The 19,820-nt window shown below is 32.4% G+C and carries 19 protein-coding genes; 6 read left to right on the top strand and 13 right to left on the bottom strand.

Going from position 1 to position 19,820, the window contains the following annotated elements:
* The first annotated feature begins 3 nt into the window (after nucleotides 1-3).
* On the top strand, nucleotides 4-1,488 hold the full coding sequence (locus tag J3S90_RS06545; RefSeq protein WP_210645561.1) for a SusD/RagB family nutrient-binding outer membrane lipoprotein: 1,485 nt from the start codon (nucleotides 4-6) through the stop codon (nucleotides 1,486-1,488).
* A gap of 79 nt (nucleotides 1,489-1,567) precedes the next feature.
* Complete coding sequence (gene rlmB / locus J3S90_RS06540; RefSeq protein WP_188049955.1) at nucleotides 1,568-2,302, top strand: 23S rRNA (guanosine(2251)-2'-O)-methyltransferase RlmB; 735 nt, start codon at nucleotides 1,568-1,570, stop codon at nucleotides 2,300-2,302.
* A 57-nt stretch (nucleotides 2,303-2,359) separates the two neighbouring features.
* Here rlmB and J3S90_RS06535 read toward each other — a convergent pair whose 3' ends face one another.
* Nucleotides 2,360-3,136 carry a rhomboid family intramembrane serine protease gene (locus J3S90_RS06535; protein ID WP_210645560.1) on the bottom strand — a complete coding sequence of 259 codons (777 nt, stop codon included), beginning with the start codon at nucleotides 3,134-3,136 and terminating at the stop codon, nucleotides 2,360-2,362.
* A 283-nt stretch (nucleotides 3,137-3,419) separates the two neighbouring features.
* Here J3S90_RS06535 and J3S90_RS06530 point away from each other — a divergent pair, with 283 nt between their 5' ends.
* On the top strand, nucleotides 3,420-4,697 hold the full coding sequence (locus J3S90_RS06530; protein WP_210645559.1) for a replication-associated recombination protein A: 1,278 nt from the start codon (nucleotides 3,420-3,422) through the stop codon (nucleotides 4,695-4,697).
* A 48-nt stretch (nucleotides 4,698-4,745) separates the two neighbouring features.
* Here J3S90_RS06530 and J3S90_RS06525 read toward each other — a convergent pair whose 3' ends face one another.
* The 11 genes from J3S90_RS06525 to hpt all read right to left on the bottom strand — a co-directional run bounded on the left by J3S90_RS06525 (nucleotide 4,746) and on the right by hpt (nucleotide 16,531).
* Nucleotides 4,746-6,059 carry an amidohydrolase family protein gene (locus J3S90_RS06525; RefSeq protein ID WP_210645558.1) on the bottom strand — a complete coding sequence of 438 codons (1,314 nt, stop codon included), beginning with the start codon at nucleotides 6,057-6,059 and terminating at the stop codon, nucleotides 4,746-4,748.
* 67 nt (nucleotides 6,060-6,126) lie between these two features.
* The gene (locus tag J3S90_RS06520) at nucleotides 6,127-6,876 is read right to left on the bottom strand and encodes a hypothetical protein (RefSeq protein ID WP_210645557.1); all 750 of its coding nucleotides are present in this window, start codon (nucleotides 6,874-6,876) and stop codon (nucleotides 6,127-6,129) included.
* A 3-nt stretch (nucleotides 6,877-6,879) separates the two neighbouring features.
* Nucleotides 6,880-7,569, bottom strand: a complete 690-nt coding sequence (locus tag J3S90_RS06515; RefSeq protein ID WP_210645556.1) for a YjjG family noncanonical pyrimidine nucleotidase — start codon at nucleotides 7,567-7,569, stop codon at nucleotides 6,880-6,882.
* Between the two features lie 9 nt (nucleotides 7,570-7,578).
* Complete coding sequence (gene radC, locus J3S90_RS06510; protein ID WP_210645555.1) at nucleotides 7,579-8,274, bottom strand: RadC family protein; 696 nt, start codon at nucleotides 8,272-8,274, stop codon at nucleotides 7,579-7,581.
* 33 nt (nucleotides 8,275-8,307) lie between these two features.
* A complete protein-coding gene (locus J3S90_RS06505) occupies nucleotides 8,308-9,666 on the bottom strand; it encodes a UDP-N-acetylmuramate--L-alanine ligase (protein WP_210645554.1) in 1,359 nt (452 codons plus the stop codon).
* Between the two features lie 44 nt (nucleotides 9,667-9,710).
* Nucleotides 9,711-10,403, bottom strand: coding sequence for a tetratricopeptide repeat protein (locus J3S90_RS06500; RefSeq protein ID WP_210645553.1), 693 nt, complete (start codon nucleotides 10,401-10,403; stop codon nucleotides 9,711-9,713).
* A gap of 122 nt (nucleotides 10,404-10,525) precedes the next feature.
* A complete protein-coding gene (locus J3S90_RS06495) occupies nucleotides 10,526-12,670 on the bottom strand; it encodes a S46 family peptidase (protein WP_210645552.1) in 2,145 nt (714 codons plus the stop codon).
* Nucleotides 12,671-12,843: 173 nt separating this feature from the next.
* Complete coding sequence (gene obgE, locus J3S90_RS06490; RefSeq protein ID WP_188049945.1) at nucleotides 12,844-13,845, bottom strand: GTPase ObgE; 1,002 nt, start codon at nucleotides 13,843-13,845, stop codon at nucleotides 12,844-12,846.
* Nucleotides 13,846-13,917: 72 nt separating this feature from the next.
* The gene (locus J3S90_RS06485) at nucleotides 13,918-15,192 is read right to left on the bottom strand and encodes a hemolysin family protein (RefSeq protein WP_188049944.1); all 1,275 of its coding nucleotides are present in this window, start codon (nucleotides 15,190-15,192) and stop codon (nucleotides 13,918-13,920) included.
* 220 nt (nucleotides 15,193-15,412) lie between these two features.
* Nucleotides 15,413-15,985, bottom strand: coding sequence for an adenylate kinase (locus J3S90_RS06480; protein WP_188049943.1), 573 nt, complete (start codon nucleotides 15,983-15,985; stop codon nucleotides 15,413-15,415).
* 15 nt (nucleotides 15,986-16,000) lie between these two features.
* Nucleotides 16,001-16,531 carry a hypoxanthine phosphoribosyltransferase gene (gene hpt, locus J3S90_RS06475; RefSeq protein ID WP_188049942.1) on the bottom strand — a complete coding sequence of 177 codons (531 nt, stop codon included), beginning with the start codon at nucleotides 16,529-16,531 and terminating at the stop codon, nucleotides 16,001-16,003.
* A gap of 110 nt (nucleotides 16,532-16,641) precedes the next feature.
* Between hpt and J3S90_RS06470 the strand changes: the two genes are divergently transcribed.
* From J3S90_RS06470 to purE, 3 genes are read left to right on the top strand one after another with little or no spacing between them, the layout of a single operon-like run.
* Nucleotides 16,642-17,172 carry a hypothetical protein gene (locus J3S90_RS06470; RefSeq protein WP_210645551.1) on the top strand — a complete coding sequence of 177 codons (531 nt, stop codon included), beginning with the start codon at nucleotides 16,642-16,644 and terminating at the stop codon, nucleotides 17,170-17,172.
* Nucleotides 17,173-17,226: 54 nt separating this feature from the next.
* Nucleotides 17,227-18,384, top strand: coding sequence for a 5-(carboxyamino)imidazole ribonucleotide synthase (locus J3S90_RS06465; protein ID WP_210645550.1), 1,158 nt, complete (start codon nucleotides 17,227-17,229; stop codon nucleotides 18,382-18,384).
* Between the two features lie 60 nt (nucleotides 18,385-18,444).
* The gene (purE, locus tag J3S90_RS06460; RefSeq protein WP_210645549.1) at nucleotides 18,445-18,927 is read left to right on the top strand and encodes a 5-(carboxyamino)imidazole ribonucleotide mutase; all 483 of its coding nucleotides are present in this window, start codon (nucleotides 18,445-18,447) and stop codon (nucleotides 18,925-18,927) included.
* A 109-nt stretch (nucleotides 18,928-19,036) separates the two neighbouring features.
* Here the strand turns inward: purE and J3S90_RS06455 are convergent, their stop codons facing one another.
* Nucleotides 19,037-19,708 (bottom strand): hypothetical protein, encoded by a 672-nt coding sequence (locus tag J3S90_RS06455; RefSeq protein ID WP_210645548.1) that lies wholly within the window; start codon nucleotides 19,706-19,708, stop codon nucleotides 19,037-19,039.
* Between the last annotated feature and the right edge of the window lie 112 nt (nucleotides 19,709-19,820).

Raw genomic sequence — 19,820 nt, 5'->3', positions numbered from 1 at the left:
AAAATGAAAAAAATAAGCATAATTTTAGCTCTGTTTACAGGACTATTTATAAGTTGCGAAAATAATGATTTTGGCAACCTAAACGATAACCCGAATGGTGCTCAAGAAAGAGACTTGCAAGCACTTATGGCTGGTTCTATTGTAAGATACACAACCCTTACTGGAAGAGACCTTTTGTTAAAACCGACTTTGTATGTTCAATACCAATCACAAAGAGTATATGTAGATGAGCAAAATTACAATCAAGCTCCTGCAAGCTGGAATGGCTTCTATGTTCAAACCCTTTCCAATTTAGATGTAATAACTAATTATTTTGAAACTACAACTAACCCAGATCCTAAAATTTTACTTAAAGGATCAGCTAAAAATCAATTGGGAGTTGCAAAGATAATGAAAGCTATAATCTGGAAAAGAGTAACTGATACATGGGGAGACGCACCTTATGAGCAAGCATTTAAAGGAATTTTAATTCCAACTTATTCGACTCAAGAATTTATTTATAAATCAGAAATCGCTAGTTTAATTGCCGCTAGAGATATGATTAATGTTTCTGAACTTCCTCCAACAGGAGATTTAATCTATGATGGAGATATGTTGAAATGGAAAAAATTGGCAAACTCTATGATCATGAGTATGTCTATTCAACTATCAAAAAAATATCCTGCTCCAGGAGGATATGCTGCAGTTCAGTTTAACAATGCTTTAAGTAATGCGAATGGGTCTATTGAAAATGTAGCAGATGAGGCTTGGTTTGCTCATACTAATGTTCCAGGATTTGAAAACCCTTATATAGCAAACAGAAGAAATGATTATGGCTTATCAAAAACACTTACTGATGCACTTCAGGGTGAAGCAGCATCTGACAATCCTACATCTAACCATATTTTAGATAATAGATTGAAAATATTTTCTAATAAAGCTGTTACTACTGATGGTATTCCTTACGGACTTTCACAAGCTGCAAGTACACCATTAAATTCAAGAGCGAAACTTAGTGGAAATATATGGGTTGCTAATGCTCCTACATCTTTCATGACTGCATCTTATACTTATTTAAATAGAGCTGAAGCTGCTGCATTAGGATGGACATCAGAAAACGCCCTCAATTTATTAGAAATGGGAATCACAAAATCATTTGAGAGTTTTACAAAAAAATTAGGTGGAGGTACAATTAACATAACTGCAGATGGTCCAGCCTATGCTCTTGTTAGAAAAGTTGATGCTGCAACTAATTTACTAAAAGTAATTAGAGAAGAGAAATGGGTTGCATTATTCCCTTCTGCATTTGATGCTTGGAGTGAATGGAGAAGAACTGGAGTTCCTGCTTTAGTACCTTCAACAAATGCATTGAATGGAGGAGTAATCCCAACAAGATATCTTTATCCATCAGCAGAACAAAGTACAAATACAGCAAATTATACAGCTGGAGTAAATACTTTAGCTCCTAAAACTGATGAGAATAAATCAAAAGTTTGGTGGCAACAATAGATTAACTAATTTATATTGATTACCATTATATTAAAACCACCACTTTAAAAAGTGGTGGTTTTTTTTATATCTTTGCACCATGGAAAAAGAACATCAAATATTTGGGATTAGAGCAATAATTGAAGCCATCCAAGCAGGCGCAACAGTAGACAAAGTTTACATTCAAAAGGAAGCAAGCAGCGAACTAATGAAGGACTTAATGAAAGTAATGAAGAGAGGTAACATCAACTTTTCTTACGTTCCTGTTGAAAAACTAAATAGGCTAACACCGAACAATCATCAAGGTGCTGTAGCCACAATCTCTCCTATTTCCTTTTTTGACTTGGAATCTTTAATTGAATCAGTTATTGAAAACGGAAAAAAACCATTGTTTTTAATTTTAGATCAAATATCTGATGCTCGTAATTTTGGTGCCATTATTCGTACAGCTGAATGCACAGGCGTAAATGGTATCATCGTTCAAAAAGCAGGATCTGCGCCAGTTAATGGTGACACGGTAAAAACATCTGCTGGAGCTGTATTTAATATTCCTATTTGTAAAGTGGAACACATTAAAGACGCCATTTTCTTATTGCAAGCTAGCGGAATTAAAACTATAGCTGCAACAGAAAAAACAGATAAAAACATTTACGATATTACTCTGAATGAACCTGTTGCTATCATTATGGGATCAGAAGATCGTGGGGTTAATCCATCGGTTTTAAAAATCGTAGATGAAAAAGCAAAACTACCTATGTTTGGAACAATTGGTTCGCTGAATGTTTCTGTAGCATGTGGTGCTTTTTTATATGAGGCCGTAAGACAAAGACAATAATTGTATTTTATACTTTTTCATAAAGCAATAAATTGCATTTAAAATATTAAAAGTGAATTAAGACTCCGGTTTTGATTCACTTTTTTCGTTAGAAATAATTTCATACGATACCGGAATGTTAGAAAAATAATAATTTAGAATGACCTCATCCTCTACTACTGGAAGATTTACAAAATTGCCGTTTTCATCAAAACGCTGCATAAATTTATCCTCTTCAGGATTATAATCTGGTTTTTCCCAATCGTATTTAGGTACCTTTTTATACTCTGGTGTTTTATAAATGATAGATAAAATAAAACCTGCTAGTAATCCAGATAAATGCCCTTCCCAAGAAATAGACTTTTCACCGGGTACATCTGGAGTTGGAAAAATATACCAAACTAACCCACCGTAAACAATGATTACTGTAAGTGAAAGAGCAATAAGCCGAATGTGCTTTGTTTGAATACCTTTAAAAAAAATGAAACTAAACAAGACATATATTAAACCACTTGCACCAATATGATAATTTTCTCTTCCAATGCTCCACGTTAATATCCCTGAAAGCAAAATGCCGAAAAGCACAACTTTTAAGGATTGTCTGGGATAAAAAAACTGCAATGCTGCCAAAAGAACTAGCAATGGAAGTGAATTGTTATATAAATGTTCTGAATCAGCGTGAATAAAAGGGCTAAAAATAACACCTTGCAATCCATAGAAAGTCCTAGGATAAATTCCGTTTTGAATAAAATCATAATCAAAGCGGACTTCTAACCAAAAAACAAGCCATATTACAACCACAAAAATTAATGGTAATATAACTACAGCATTTGTAAATTTAAAATCCTTATCCATTTAGTAAATATCATCAATCAATATTTAATTGGTTTCAAAAATATAGCCAAAGCCAAATAAATGCTAATTTGTCATAGTTAAAACCAAAAAAGACAATTATAAGCAAATACTTTAGCCCAGATTGCAGAGGAAATCCTTTTCTTTTTGTTGATTGCGAGGAACGAAGCGATCAATAAAAAAGAAAAGATTGCAACGGAAAGCTGGAAATAGCTCCAAGAAATAAAAAGAAAGGTTATTTTTACCGATGATAATTTTTAATTTAAAAATTAAAATTTAATAATAAATGGAAGCACCCCTTGCAGAACGCATAAGACCTCAAAAACTACAAGATTATGTAAGTCAATCTCATTTGGTGGGTCCAAATGGCTCATTGACACAACAAATTATTAAAGGAATTATACCCTCTTTAATTTTATGGGGACCTCCAGGAACTGGTAAAACAACTTTGGCTCAAATTATCGCTCAAGAATCAAAAAGACCTTTTTATATTTTAAGTGCTATTAATTCTGGAGTTAAAGATATTAGAGAGGTTATTGAAAAAGCCAAACAAAGTGGTGGATTATTTACAGCTAGAAATCCTATTCTTTTTATTGATGAAATTCATCGTTTTAGCAAATCACAACAAGACTCTTTATTAGCTGCTGTAGAAAAAGGTTGGATTACCTTAATAGGCGCAACAACAGAAAACCCAAGCTTTGAAGTTATACCTGCTCTTTTGTCCCGCTGTCAGGTTTATGTTTTGAATGCTTTTACAAAAAAAGATTTAGAATCTTTATTAGAGCGTGCCATGAAAACCGACAGCTATTTGGCTACAAAAAAAATTAATTTAAAAGAAACAGAGGCTTTACTGCGCCTTTCTGGTGGTGATGGACGCAAACTATTAAATATTTTTGAACTGGTCGTAAACGCTTCTAATGAAGACGAAATTATAATTACTAATGATCGAGTTTTTGAATTAGTACAACAAAATACAGTTCTATATGACAAATCTGGAGAGCAACATTATGACATTGTTTCTGCTTTTATAAAATCGATCCGCGGAAGCGATCCTAATGGAGCTGTTTATTGGCTTGCCAGAATGATTGAAGGTGGAGAGGATGTAAAATTTATTGCTAGAAGAATGCTGATACTAAGTAGTGAGGACATCGGAAATGCGAATCCTACAGCATTTATAATGGCCAATAATACTTTTCAGGCGGTTAGTACTATTGGCTATCCTGAAAGTAGAATTATTTTAAGTCAGTGCGCTGTGTATCTCGCAACTTCTGCCAAAAGCAATGCTTCGTATTTAGCAATTGGAACTGCTCAGCAGTTGGTAAAACAAACGGGGGATTTGCCAGTACCTATCCATTTGCGCAATGCACCCACAAAATTAATGAAGGAATTGGGATATGGTGAAGAATATAAATATTCTCATGATTACACTAATAATTTTGCAGATCAAGAATTTTTGCCAGAAGGACTGAGCAACAATCCGATATATATACCTGGAAATAATTCAAGAGAAAATAGTATTCGTGAATTTCTAAAAAATCGTTGGAAGGAAAAATATGGATATTAATTTTTTATTTAAAGGAAAGAGAAGTCAAGAAAAAGAAAAGTAGAAAATTTAAAGTTCTACCGAATTAATTAACTGCTGGCGAATTTCTTTTAAATTATTTTCATTTATAAAATGATTATTAGTGTAAACTGCTTTAATCTCTTTTAATGCATTTAAGTCTTGAAGTGGATTTTTTTCTAAAACTATAAAATCTGCAGTTTTACCTACTTCTAAAGTACCATAATTTTCTTTAAAAAAGTTAGCAAAATTAGTAGTCGCCATCTTTAAAATGCTGAAATTAGATAAATCGGCATTTTTAAGTAATTCCATCTCATCTAAAATAGTTGATCCAGCCATCATAAACTTTGATGAAGCATCAGGGCTTAGAATCATTTTTACGCCTGCTTTATCTAGTTTTTTTATAATTATATATTTTGCCTCTAATGATTTTAATTGTTTAGCAACTTCAGTCTGATATGCTTCGTTGCCCATTTTTTCTCTATACGCTTTTGTCTCTGAAATCCATTTGTCCATCATTATTTTTGAAACAAATTCCATTCCGCGTAAGTTTCTTAGCTCCTCTAATGAATATCTACCCGAACCAACATTATACCACGAAAGAGTAGGACAAATTACAATTTCTTTATTTTTAATAATATTAATTCTAGCATCAATTTTATCATCAGTTTCGCCTGACAAACCTCCTAAATGTTCAAAAGAATTGTAATTTGACGCAAAAATAGTTTTCTCTTCTGGCTGATTTCCATTTGAAACAAATGGAAAATGACCACTAATTGAAAAATTATACTTTTTACAAACACTATCTAATTGCTTAAAAAAAACGTCATTTTTAAGACTTAAAACTTTAAGGAAATCAAATCCATTCTCTTTTGCGGCTTTTACAAAAGATTCTATTTGTTCTAAGTTTAAATCAGAATTTCTTGTAATAGGTGGTGGAGAAAGATATAATTTTGGATAATAACTATCGATGCTATTATACTTATTTCTCCATTCTTTATGCATCCAATCCCCACGCATAGAACGTAACTTAGTCACACCATTAATCAAATTCAATTGCAAAATTCTTTCCATTTCCGGCTCTGTCTCAGGAAAATGAACATGAGCATCTGCGAGTGAAGGCATTATAAATTTTCCTGTACCGTCATATATTGTAGCATTCTTGTCTTTAATTTTCTTCGTTTTACCAATAGAAATTATCTTCCCATTTTGTACAATTACATCTTGATTTTTCACTACTTCATCTTTCGTCATTGAAATAACAGAAACATTAGAAACTATAAAATTCCTGGTCTCATTAATTTTATTCTGTGCCAGAAAGAACATTGATTGAAATACAAATAGAAGAGTGAACATTTTTTTCATGGAGAACAAGAATTTAATGAAAATAAACTTTAGCAAAAATAAATAGATAATTATATAAACAATGTGTCTAAAACTTAATATTTAATTTCTCAGAAACAAGTTTTTCATTCTGATAATATTCAAAAAACCATTGATTATCTTTTAGAATTAAAGAACCTTGTAAATTATCTTTCATTGCAATAAAAGAATTGGGCTGTGATGTTTTCATCAATTTCATTACTACTTTTGGCGTACTATCAATCAATTGATATCCCGTTGGTGTAACTTGTGCATACAATAAATTTTTATCGTTTAGTACCACAGCAGTCTGATTACTTTCAATAACTATAGTCTGATTAGTTGCGTTGTTGGCAACAGTTTCTTGACTAACATTTGTTTTTGTTTTATTAGAAGTACCGTTAAACTTATAATTCAATTCATTAACCGATTGAAAAGCTTCGTTGAGAGCTTGCGTGTAAGCAGTTTGAAAATCTTTATCTTTACTCCTACCGATTTTAGATTTAAAAATTACTTTATCATTACAATCTTTGAGCGTTATAAAAAGCTTTGTTACTAAAAAACCACTTTCCTTTTCTACATCTGCATATAGTAAACTGCAACGATCGTTATACTCTGCTGGCACACTTTCTTTAGCGTAAAAAGATTCAAAACCTGCTTTGGTAAAATAAAACTTCGTAATCGTGTTCAATCGATATTGATTTTCGGATCTTAAAAAATTAAATTTTAACGGAACAATAACCGCACTATAATCATTTACAGATTGCGCATAAGAAAAACTAAACGCGAACATTAGCAATAATAGGATTAACTTTTTCATAATTTATAAATATTTTTTTAGTTCTAATAAATGATTAATTTGCTTGATATGATTCTCAATAATAGTGTTGTTTTCATTAAAAAAAATTGCATCTAAACCTGCATCTAAAGCACCTTTTACATCTGCTTCTAAACTATCACCAATCATAATGCTATTTTCTTTTTTTGCTTTTGCTAAATCTAATGCATAATCAAATATAATAGGATTAGGCTTTTTTACGCCAGCCATTTCTGAATTAGTAACGGTTAAGAAATAAGGCGTTATTTTAGAATTATTCATTTTTTTAAATTGAACTTCAGCAAAACCATTAGTTATAATATGCAAATTATATTTTGACTTGAGGTAGTCCAACACTTCTATTGTGCCATCAAAAAGATGGTTGTTATCTGGTAAAAACTGAATATAATCATCTGAAATCTTATCAATTTCTTGATCAGAAATAGAATAATTTATAGCATCAAAAGAATTTTTTAATCTATTGTAACGCAATTCTTCATGCGTAATTTTATCATATTGGTAAAGTCTCCAGCATTCTTGATTTATTGGAATGTATTTTTCGATAAATTCTTTAGTTTCTATTTCTGGATGATTTCTGTTAAAAATCTCTTCAAAAGTCAGCTCTGAATTTTTATCAAAATTCCATAGTGTATGATCTAAATCAAAAAAAACATCGGTTATGTGTGGTAATTTCATTTTCTATTTTTAAAATATTCCTTCGTCTGCAAAACTAAAATAGCTAGATTCCGTTACTATTAGATGATCAAGTACTTTTATTTCTAAACTGTCACCTGCTAATTTTAATTTTTTAGTAATTTGTTTGTCAGCCTCACTAGGAATCAAACTTCCTGAAGGATGATTATGACATAAAATCAATGCCGTTGCACCCATTTCGAGTGCTGTTTTAAAAACAATTCTCACGTCAACTAATGTTCCTGTGATTCCACCTTTACTTAATTGCGATTTTGAAATTACCTTATTTGAATTATTCAAATAGATAATCCAAAACTCTTCATGAGGCAATTCTCCGATAATGGGTTGCATTATTTCAAAAATAACTTTACTAGAAGTTACTTTTTTTAATTCTACAGCTTCTTCGGAACGTCTTCTTCTCCCTAATTCTAAAGCTGCGATTATTGATATTGCTTTTGCTTCGCCTATCCCTTTAAAAACCATTAATTGTGTAATTGAGAGTTTGCCTAAAGCATTTAAATTACAATCAACACTTGCTAAAATTCGCTTACTTAAATCAACTGCCGATTCGCTTCTACTCCCCGATCCGATCAATATCGCAATTAGTTCCGCATCACTTAAAACACTTTTACCTTTCAGCATAAGTTTTTCACGTGGCTTATCATCTTCGGACCAATTGGTGATAGGAAAAAAGGAATTTTCAGCCATAGTATTTTTTATCTTTAATTCAATTTATCCTTTTTAGTTCACAATTATTTGCTTTACCTCATCAAAATTTAAGCCTCCATAATTCCCTGAACTCATTAATAGCAAAGCTGAGTTGTCAAAATTTTGTTTGAATAAAAATTCCTTAAATTCAATAGGATTAGTATAAATTATTAAATCTTTACGATTAAATGCAGTAGCAATTTGATCATAACTCACTTCATCCAACTGCTTTATTTTTACAGCATCTGGTGAGTAAAAAACAACTGCTGTATCTGCATATTCTAATGCGCCTTCATATTCCTTTAAAAACTCAGCATTCAAACTGCTATAAGTGTGCAATTCTAAACAAGCTATTAAGGTTCTATTTGGATATTGTTCTTTTACTGCTTTAGTGGTCGCTGCGACCTTACTAGGAGAATGTGCAAAGTCTTTATAAGCTACTTTAGTTTTGCTTTCTGCTATTTTTTCTAAGCGTTTTGATGCTCCTTTAAAACTAGCAATTGCTTCATAAAAATCAGCTTCATCGACTCCCATATTCTGGCAAATCCATTTGGCTCCAGCTAAATTATTTAAATTATGAGCACCAAAAACTTCTATTGGCATATCGCCTTCAGGTGTTTCTAATAAAGTGACACCTTCTTCAACTGAATAATTTGGAGTATGATACGCCATTTTCCTAATTGGATTTATTGCCGCTTCTGCCACACGCTTTACCTCAGGATCTTCTTCGTTGTATACTAAAATTCCACCATTAGTAATTTTGCTAATAAAAATTTCAAACTGCTCTACATAATTCTCATAGGTCGGGAAAACATTGATGTGATCCCAGGCAATTCCAGAAATCAAAGCTATGTTAGGTTGGTATAAATGAAATTTTGGTCTTCTATCAATTGGTGAAGACAAATATTCATCTCCTTCTAAAACTATAAAATCATTTTCTTCTGTAAGATGCACCATCGTATCAAAACCTTCTAATTGTGCACCTACCATATAATCAACAGCAATATCATGATAATGCATTACGTGTAAAATCATTGATGTAATTGTAGTTTTTCCATGAGAACCACCAATTACGACGCGTGTTTTATTTTTAGATTGTTCGTATAAGAACTCGGGATAGGAATAAATTTTTAATCCAAGTTCCTGAGCTTTTAGTAATTCAGGATTATCTGCTTTTGCATGCATTCCTAGAATTACAGCTTCTATATTGGCCGTTATTTTTTCAGGAAACCAACCTAATTCAGCTGGTAAAATTCCTTTTTTATCTAATCTGGATTTTGAAGGTTCAAAAATAGCATCGTCACTACCCGTAACTTGATATCCTTTATTATGAAGAGCTAATGCTAAATTGTGCATGGCACTTCCGCCAATAGCTATAAAATGTGTACGCATTCTAATTTTTTTGATTTAAATTTTATTATTAAGAGAAGTGATAACTATCTCGAATTTTTTTTATTATAGACTTCTAAAACAGATTTTGCCTTATCTGGTTGTTTCATTTTATTTTTATAGAGATTAGCTAATTTATAATAACTTACTTTAGAACCTGTAAGTTCAATCGCTTTTTTGTATTGTTTTTCTGCTAATTCATATCTTTTAAAAAATTCATCTATGTGTCCTCTTGACAAATAACCATCTACGGTTGACAGTTGCATTAATTCGTTTGAATATTTGATTGCTTTTGATTCACTTCCGCCAACAATTCCGGGTAACTGAATATACAATTCGATCAAAGCCCATCTTGACTCAATATGTTTGGGATTTAAACTGATTGCTTTCTCAAAAGACTCTTTGACTTCATCAATCATTCCTAAGGCTTTAAACTTATTAGAATCTTTAGCTTTCATTCCTAAAGCACCTCCATATTTATAATAATAATTGGCTTCTAATGGTTTTAACTCTTTTAATCTTTTATAGTATGCTATTGCTTTATCCCATGATTTGTTTTGACCTGCAATATCTCCTAAATATTCTATTGTTTTTAAATCTGCCGAATTAGATTTCAGGTACAACTCAAAAAGTGCTTGTGCTTGCTCAAATTTTTCCTCCTGAAAAAATTTTTCTGCTTTTTCAAAGTTAGATTGTGACCACATCAGAAAGGGTATCAATAAAAAAAATATATGTTTCATTGTTCAAAAATAACGAAATTAATAATTGAAATGTATTTTACACACAAAAGGTTTTATATTAAAAAAGCCTCTTAACTTGATTTAAACACAAGGTAAGAGGCTTTTATTATTTTAGACTAAATTTATTTTACTATTGTCATTTCATCGATAATATGCTTTGCTCCAGCATATTTATCTATTATCCAAAGTACATAACGAATATCAACACTAATAGTTCTTTGTAATTTTGCATCAAAGATTACATCACCAGCCATAGCTTCGATATTTCCATCAAAAGCAATACCTACTAATTCCCCTTTACCGTTTAATACCGGTGAACCTGAATTTCCTCCCGTAATATCATTATCAGTCAAAAAGTTTACTGGCATATATCCAGCTTTATCAGCATATTGTCCAAAATCTTTAGCCGCATTCAACTCTAATAATCGAGCTGGCAAATCAAATTCTTGGTCTCCTGCTTTATACTTTTTAACCATTCCAGTCATTGTAGTATAATTGTTCACAGTAGCATCATTGCGTTTGTCTGCAGGCAAAGCACGCACTTTTCCGTAAGTTAATCTCAAAGTAGAGTTAGCGTCCGGATATTTTATTGAATTCATTTTAGATTCACGTAAGCCTTCAACTAAATTACGGAATGCAATTGCGAAATCATCATCTGCTTTTAATTGCTCAGGAGTTTTAGCTCTCATTTTTAATGATAACTCATTTGAAACAACATATAATGGATCATTTGTGATATTTTCTGGTCTTGGATCTTTCATAAAAGCCAAAACACTTTCTTTAGTAGCAAAAATACTTTTGGCCACAGCGTTATTCACATAAGTAGTAAAATCACCTTTATTGTCTTGACTTAATTTGGCAATACCCTCAGGAAGTCCGTAAGCAGCACCTTTTGATGTATATAAATTCAATTGTGCTGCAAATACATCTTTTTCTAAAGGAGCATAAAAATTACCATAAACGTTTTCAATAAACTGATTTAATTTTGGAAGCATTTCAGTCTTCTTTGCGTCGTTTTCCTTATAATAAGAAATCAAAGCATTACCTAAATTAGCAGGAGCAGCTCCGTATGCAGCTGTTCTCATTAATTGACTTAAGTAATTATCATGGCTTGATTTTAAATTTGTTTGAGCGTAATAATTATTAATGGTAGCGATCACAGTACCATATTTCTCTTTATTTGCTTTTTTATTAGCCCAAGCATTAAATTTAGCTTCTTCTTTAGATTTGGTAACAGCTGTACCCGCTTTAGTCAAAGCATCAATCATTCCTTGACGATTTTTCCAGTAATTGGCTGTCGAAGCATATTTAGATGCATATTCTAATTTAACAGTTTCATCCTTATCCATGTAAACCTTCATTCTGTCCATTCCGGTTTTGGCGCCTTCAACCCATGCTGGATAAGCAAATTTTACGTTTTGCTCAATTCCTCCTGCAGGCATCCAACGGTTGGTACGTCCTGGATAACCTAAAATCATAGCAAAATCATTTTCTTGCACCCCTTTGATACTTACTGGTAAATAATGTTTAGGTTGTAATGGCACATTATTTTTAGAATATTCTGCTGGATTTCCATTAGCATCAGCGTACACTCTAAACATAGAGAAATCAGCTGTGTGTCTTGGCCACTCCCAGTTATCAGTGTCTCCACCAAATTTACCTAAACTTTCTGGTGGTGTTCCAACTAGACGAACATCTTTGTAATCTTGATAAACAAAATAGTAATATTCATTTCCTTGAAAGAAAGGACGAACAGAAACGGTATATTTTCCTCCATCACTATTTTCTTTTTCGATTAAAGCCATTTCTTGCTGAATCGCTTTATTTCTTTCTGCTTCTGTCATTTTATCATTTACTTTAGATAAAATTCTTTTGGAAACATCATCCATACGAACAAAGAAACGTACGAATAAAGACTTTGGTTTCATTTCAGCACTTTTATCTTTTGCCCAAAAACCATTTTTTAGATAATTTTGCTCTTCAGAAGATAGTTCAGCAATTGCATCATATCCACAGTGGTGATTCGTTAAAACTAATCCTTCTTTTGAAACCATTTCGGCAGTACAACCACCATTAAATTGTACTACAGCATCTTTCAAACTATGATTATTGATACTGTAAATTTCTTCAGCAGTAAGCTGTAAACCCAATTTTTCCATATCTCTATGGTTCAATCTTTCGATAAACATCAAAAACCACATTCCTTCATCTGCTTTTGCTGGAAAAGCCACGAGACACATGGTAAAGAATAAAATTATTTTTTTCATAATGTAACTATTTTTTTGTTGTGCGAATATAAATCATTTTCGCAATCTCGACCTCTCTTTGCCAAACAAACATTAGTATCAGATGTTATTTTAATATAATTTTATGAATTTAATAATTTTACATAAAAAAAGGCACTCTATTTCTAGAGCACCTTATTATGAAAATTTAGCAATTATTCATTCAACATTTTCCATAATTTGTCTTTTAATTCGGTCAAACCTTGTTGGGCTATAGACGAAATAAACATATAGGGAACACCTTTGAAAGAAACATCTAATTCTGCTTTTAATTCTGCTTTCAACTCTTCATCGAGCATGTCACATTTAGAAATTACAACCATACGTTCCTTATCTAACATCTCTGGATTGTATTTTGTTAACTCATTCACAAGAATATCATATTCTCCTTTGATGTCTGGAGTATCCACAGGAACAAGAAAAAGCAAAGTTGAATTTCTTTCGATATGTCTTAAGAAGTAATGACCTAATCCTTTACCCTCAGCGGCTCCTTCAATAATTCCAGGAATATCCGCAATTACAAAAGATTGAAAATCCCGATAAGCTACAATTCCTAAATTAGGTTTTAAAGTAGTAAAAGGATAATCTGCAATTTTTGGTTTAGCAGAAGTTAAAACAGATAATAAAGTTGATTTTCCAGCATTAGGAAAACCTACTAAACCTACATCTGCTAATACTTTAAGCTCTAAAATAACATCCATTTCTATTCCAGGCAAACCGGGCTGAGAATATCTTGGCGTTTGATTGGTTGAACTTCTAAAGTGCCAGTTCCCTAAACCACCTTTACCTCCGCGAGAAAGAACTTGTTTCTCACCATCATCTGTTATTTCAAATAGGATTTCTCCTGTTTCTTTATCTTTTACAACAGTACCTAATGGTACCTCGATATACTTGTCATCTCCATCAGCACCCGTACTTCTATCACCACTACCATCTCCGCCATTACCTGCTTTAATATGTCTTGCAAATTTTAGGTGAAATAAGGTCCAAAGTCCTTTATTACCAACTAAATAAACGTGACCACCACGACCACCATCACCACCATCCGGCCCACCTTTTTCAATAAATTTTTCTCTATGCAAATGCGTTGATCCTTTACCCCCTTTTCCGGAAGAAACAAATATTTTTACGTAATCTACAAAATTCCCCTCTGTCATTTTTTCTACTATTCAATTTTCAACTATACCTATAAAACTCATTCTGAGCTTTTAATCGCTATAAAACTATTATTACATTTGTAATGCTTTGACCATTACTTTGTCAATCTTTACACCATCCATATCAATTACTTCCAACTCAAACTTTTGCCAAACCAGCTTTTCGCCTTGTTTAGGAATACGAGACAATTCAGTCATTATTAATCCGCTTACCGTCGTGACTTCATAATCATTAATTAATTCATCCAATTCAAAATAAGTCAAGAAATCATGTAATGAATAATGCCCATCTACTAACCAAGTTCCATCTTCTCTTTCTATTAACTGAAAATCATCTTTATAAAACTCAGCAGCATCACCTACCAATGCTTCTAGAATATCATTTAGGGTAATTATGCCCTGAAAAACACCATATTCATCTGATACAAATGCGTAATGAATCCCTGATTTTTTAAAATTTTCTAAAGCAACATAAGCGGTTGTTTGCTCCATCATAAAAGGAGCCTCTGTCATTATATCTGCTAAGTTGAAATTTTCATTTTCAAAATGAGCAAAAATATTTTTTAAATTCACTACCCCTACTATATCATCATAATTGCCATTATAAACGGGATAAATGGAGTGCAATTCTTTTAGCATATACTCTTTAACTTCCTCTTTATTTGAATTTAAAGGCAAAAACATAACCGATTTTCTATGGGTCATCAAAGAGTTTATTTTTCGGTCGCCAATATGAAAAACGCGCTCTACAATATCTTGTTCAATTTCTTGTACTTCACCACCTTCGGTACCTTCTTTGATAATTGCTTTGATTTCTTCCTCTGTGACTTTTCCGTCAGCAGTAGGTTTTATTTGCAATATATCTAACAAAAAATCTGTAGAATGTGTTAATAACCAAATAAAAGGAGCCGTTACGATAGAAACTATTTTCATTGGCAGCGCCACCGCTTTTGCAATTGCTTCTGGATGATTTAAACCTATTCTCTTAGGCAACAATTCCCCTAAAACTAGAGAGAAAAAAGTCAGTATTACTACAACAAGACCAACAGCAACTGGATGCGCATACGGTTTTAAGACTTCAAATCCTTGTATAAAAATCTCAACGTCTTTTGTTATTTTGTCACCACTATAAATACCGGTAAGAATTCCGATTAGGGTAATTCCAATCTGTACAGTCGACAAAAATTTGTTTGGCGAATTTGCCAAGTCTAAAGCTATTTTTGCGCTTTTGTTTCCTTTTTTTGCTGCAGTTTCTAATCTATTTTTTCGTGCTGAAATCAAGGCGATTTCGGACATGGAGAAAACCCCATTTAGCAGTATCAGAAAAAATATTATTACTATTTCCAAGTTATTATTTTGATTCGTTTAGTTATTCTCATTCGATTTTTCGTTTTTAAAAATCGAGTTTTTAATTATTCCTTATTTTAGCCCAGATAGCAGTGCAAAGCCCGGAATTTATAAAAAGTAATTTTCTTGACATATAAGAGCGACCACAGGAAGCTCCTTTTATGGCTTAGAAAACACGTTTTATAAGTGAGGACTTGCAACGTAAAGCTGGACAAAGCTTCTATAAATTATCGATTACCTTACTTACTCTATCTGTAATTTCAGCAATAGAACCTATTCCATTTACAGCGTGAAACTTTCCTTGAGCTTGATAATAACTCATTAAAGGAGCTGTCTTTTCATTATATTCTTGGTAGCGATTTCTGATTTTTTCTTCATCTTGATCATCAATTCTACCACTTGTTTTTCCTCTTTCTAACAAACGCTGCACTAAAACCTCATCATCAGCTTCGAGTGCAACTGTTGCAGCAACTTTTGAACCTAATGAAGTTAAAAATACATCTAAAGCTTCTGCTTGAGCAATAGTTCTTGGGTAACCGTCAAATAAAATTCCGTTTGTATCCAAATGTTTATTGACCTCATCAATCAGCATTTTTGTAGTTAGTTCATCCGGAACTAAATCTCCGGCATCCATGTACACTCTTGCTTGTTTGCCTAATTCTGTATCGTTTTTTAAATTAAAACGGAATACATCGCCAGTTGATATGTGCGTTAATTTATATTTTTCTTTCAAAAACTCAGCTTGAGTTCCTTTACCAGCTCCTGGTTTTCCAAATAAAACAATATTAGTCATGTTGTGGTTGTATGGTTATTCTTTTAGTTTATATACTTCTGGTAAGTTTCTTCCTAAGCCATCGTAATCTAAGCCATATCCGACGATAAATTTATTAGGAATTCTAATCCCAACATAATCTATTTTTATGTCCTTGGTATACGCTTCTGGCTTAAAGAAAAGTGTTGCTATTTTAAAATGTTTTACATTTTGTTTTTTAAACAATTCTTTCAGCTCCACTAATGTGTTTCCCGTATCTACGATGTCTTCAATAACAATAACGCTGCGTCCTGTTAAATCTTGGTTCAAACCAATCAGCTGTTTTACATCGTTTGTAGTAGCGGTTCCTTCATAAGATGCCATTTTTATAAATGAGACTTCACATGGTTTTTTGTACAGTTTCATAAAATCAGAAACCACCATAAAAGAACCATTTAATACCCCTACAAAAACTGGCGTTTCATCTATAAAATCATCTTCTATTTGAGCAACCATTTTAACCAAGGCAAACTCAATTTCTTGCGCAGAAATAAACGGAACAAATTGTTTATCGTGAAGTTGTATCATTTTTTAATGTTTAAAATAATGGGCAAATATAGCAATTTCTGAATTGAGAATTCAGATTTAAAACCATAAGAATACCGTACATTTGAAAATAACTTGCTTTTTAGTCATTTATGAATAGTGAACTTTATACAAAAATAGCCAATAGCACCGCACATAGAGCCAGCAGAGACGAAAATGCAGAACATATTTTAGCAAATATCTATTTACTTCCTGACTTGTTTGAAATAGCTTTGCATGTTGGTGACAAAAATCACCACAAAGCTTGCTGGATTTTAGAGCTGGTACTAGAAAAAGACCTTTTTTTACTAGAAAAACACCTTGATGTATTTTGCAATAGCATGTCTAAATACACTAATCAAAGTGCTATGCGTTCAATCTCAAAAATAAGTATGTTTTTGTCTCAAAACGGCATACTAACTCCTTTTCAAGAACAAAAAATTACTGAAAATTGTCTGGACTGGATTATTAACGACACTACAAAAACAGCAACAAAAGCGTATGCTATAAGGAGTTTATATGCTCTTAGCACGAAAAACCATTCTATTCTTGTTGATTTAAAGCGGATCCTTATTGATGACTATCCTAAAAACTCATCGGCATACAGGGCAGTTGCTAGAGAAATTTTGAAGAAAATTAAATAGCATTTTTGGATTCAATCATTATAAAGTATCTTTGCTCAAACATACAACTACACAATGAATTATTTTTCTTCTGATTTCAAATTAGGAATTCTTGGGGGCGGACAACTGGGTAAAATGCTTTTGTTTGACACTCGAAAATTTGACATACAAACTTACATTCTTGATCCAAGCGACGAAGCGCCCTGCAAAATTGCTTGTGACACTTTTATTCAAGGTGATTTAATGGATTTTCAAACAGTTTACAATTTTGGTAAACTAGTCGATGTTTTGACTTTCGAAATTGAATTAGTTAATCTTGAAGCTTTAATAAAACTAGAAGAAGAGGGATTAAAAGTATATCCTTCTCCAAAAACATTACAATTAATTCAGAACAAAGGAGTTCAAAAGGATTTTTATACTCAACACCAAATACCGACAGCAAGTTATAAGCGATTTAAAGACATAAAAAGCTTAATCTTAGCCATCTTAGAATCTCAAATAACATTACCCTTTGTATGGAAATGCACTGAATTTGGCTACGACGGAAACGGTGTAAAAGTTATTCGGGATATAGCTGACTTAGACAATTTAGCCAATGTAGAATGCATTGCCGAAGAAATGATTCCTTTTAAAAATGAATTAGCAGTTATTGTTTGTCGTTCCCCGTCAGGTGAAATAAAAACATATCCGGTAGTTGAAATGGAGTTTCATCCAGAAGCCAATCAAGTAGAATACGTAATTTGTCCGGCTCGAATTGATACAAAAGTAGCTGATAAAGCAAGAGCCATTGCGCTACATGTTTCGGAAAAATTCAATCATGTTGGATTACTAGCTGTGGAAATGTTTCAAACAGAAGAGGACGAAATTATCGTGAATGAAGTTGCTCCTCGCCCACACAATTCTGGACATTATTCTATCGAAGCCAGTTTTACGTCTCAATTTGAAAACCATTTACGGGCTATTTTAGATTTACCTTTGGGAAATACAGACAGTAAAGTGGCAGGAATTATGGTGAATCTAGTTGGTGCAGAGGGACATTCTGGAAATGTAGTTTATGAAAACATCGAAAAAATAATGAGTTGGAACGGAGTTACACCTCATATATACGGAAAAAAACAAACGCGTCCTTTTAGAAAAATGGGTCACGTTACTATTGTAAATGCTGATATTGTAGAAGCCCGAAGAATTGCAGAAGATGTAAAGAATACAATAAAAGTGATTAGTCAAAAATAAACAGTCAAAAATTTTACAGATTTGATTTCTGAAATTTTTGTACAAAAAATAAAAAATAAAATGAAAGTAGCCGTAATAATGGGCAGTATCTCAGACATGCCCGTAATGCAAGAAGCAATCGATATATTAAAATCATTTGAAATCGAAGTAGAAGTTGATATTGTATCGGCACACAGAACACCAGAAAAATTATTTGATTTTAGTCAAAATGCGCACAAACGTGGCATTTCAGTAATTGTAGCTGGAGCTGGAGGCGCTGCGCATTTGCCAGGAATGGTTGCTTCAATGTCGCCACTTCCTGTAATTGGTGTTCCTGTAAAATCTAGTAATTCTATTGACGGTTGGGATTCTGTTTTGTCAATCCTACAAATGCCAGGTGGTGTTCCCGTAGCGACTGTAGCGCTGAATGGTGCTAAAAATGCCGGAATATTAGCCGCTCAAATTATTGGAAGCAACAATGCTAAAGTTTTAGACCGAATTATTGCATACAAATTAGAGTTAAAAGAAGCCGTTATCAAAGCTTCCGAAAGTTTGATTAAATAAAACCATAACTATCTTCCTCATTTTATTTGTGAAATGTAGGACAATCATTTTATATACAGAAAAGGCTTCCAATAACAGGAAGCCTTTTTTATTTTATAATTTCAAGGAGCTAAACTTCTTCTATAACTTCCTCTAATACACTTTCGAATTCTGAACTAATCAGATCTTCATTGTTTATCCAATTTTCAGATGTTACTAAAGTATAATTTAAATTGTCAGTCGTGTTCAATTCCCAAATAATCCCTTCTGCTTCTGGAAAAGGTATGTTCTGAGTCATTTGATCGTCAAACAATCGCTTGATTAAATTTCGATTAGACAAACCATTATTGAGTAATTTAAGTACATTTTCTTTGGTTAAGACTTTTGTTACCTCATTTTGTTCGGGTTGCATCGAGAAATGAACTACTGAAGCTTTAGCATTTGGAAACTTACCGTTGTATGCCTTAAACAACAATTGATTCGTATGGAATAATCTTCCTTGCATGTGGATTTCAGGATATTCCTCACACACTTTATCAATTAGCATATTATGTGCAATTTGCTGTATTTGCCCTTCGTTTAATTCCTCAGAGAATTTATATGCCAATACTATTTCAGCCGCTTCATTAGGTTCGTAATCAGAAATAGCCATTTCTAACAATTCAGGCAAGTTTTTTTTCTCTGCAGTTGCACCATCAGGATAATTAAATTTATCTAACAATTGAATCAAATCTTGATCTGACCAATATCCTTCCACTTCATTTACCGTATCAATACGCTTTATTATAACTTGATAATTCATACTTATATTTTAAAATTATTTTGATTAAGTAAACTCGTTAATTAATCTTTTCCCAATTTACACCTTTTAAAGTTGCCTAGAAAATAAATAACATAACTATAACATCAACTGA

This window comes from Flavobacterium flabelliforme (assembly GCF_017948675.1).
Classification (GTDB): Bacteria; Bacteroidota; Bacteroidia; order Flavobacteriales; family Flavobacteriaceae; genus Flavobacterium; species Flavobacterium pygoscelis.
This window is presented reverse-complemented; position numbering and strand designations above follow the sequence as displayed.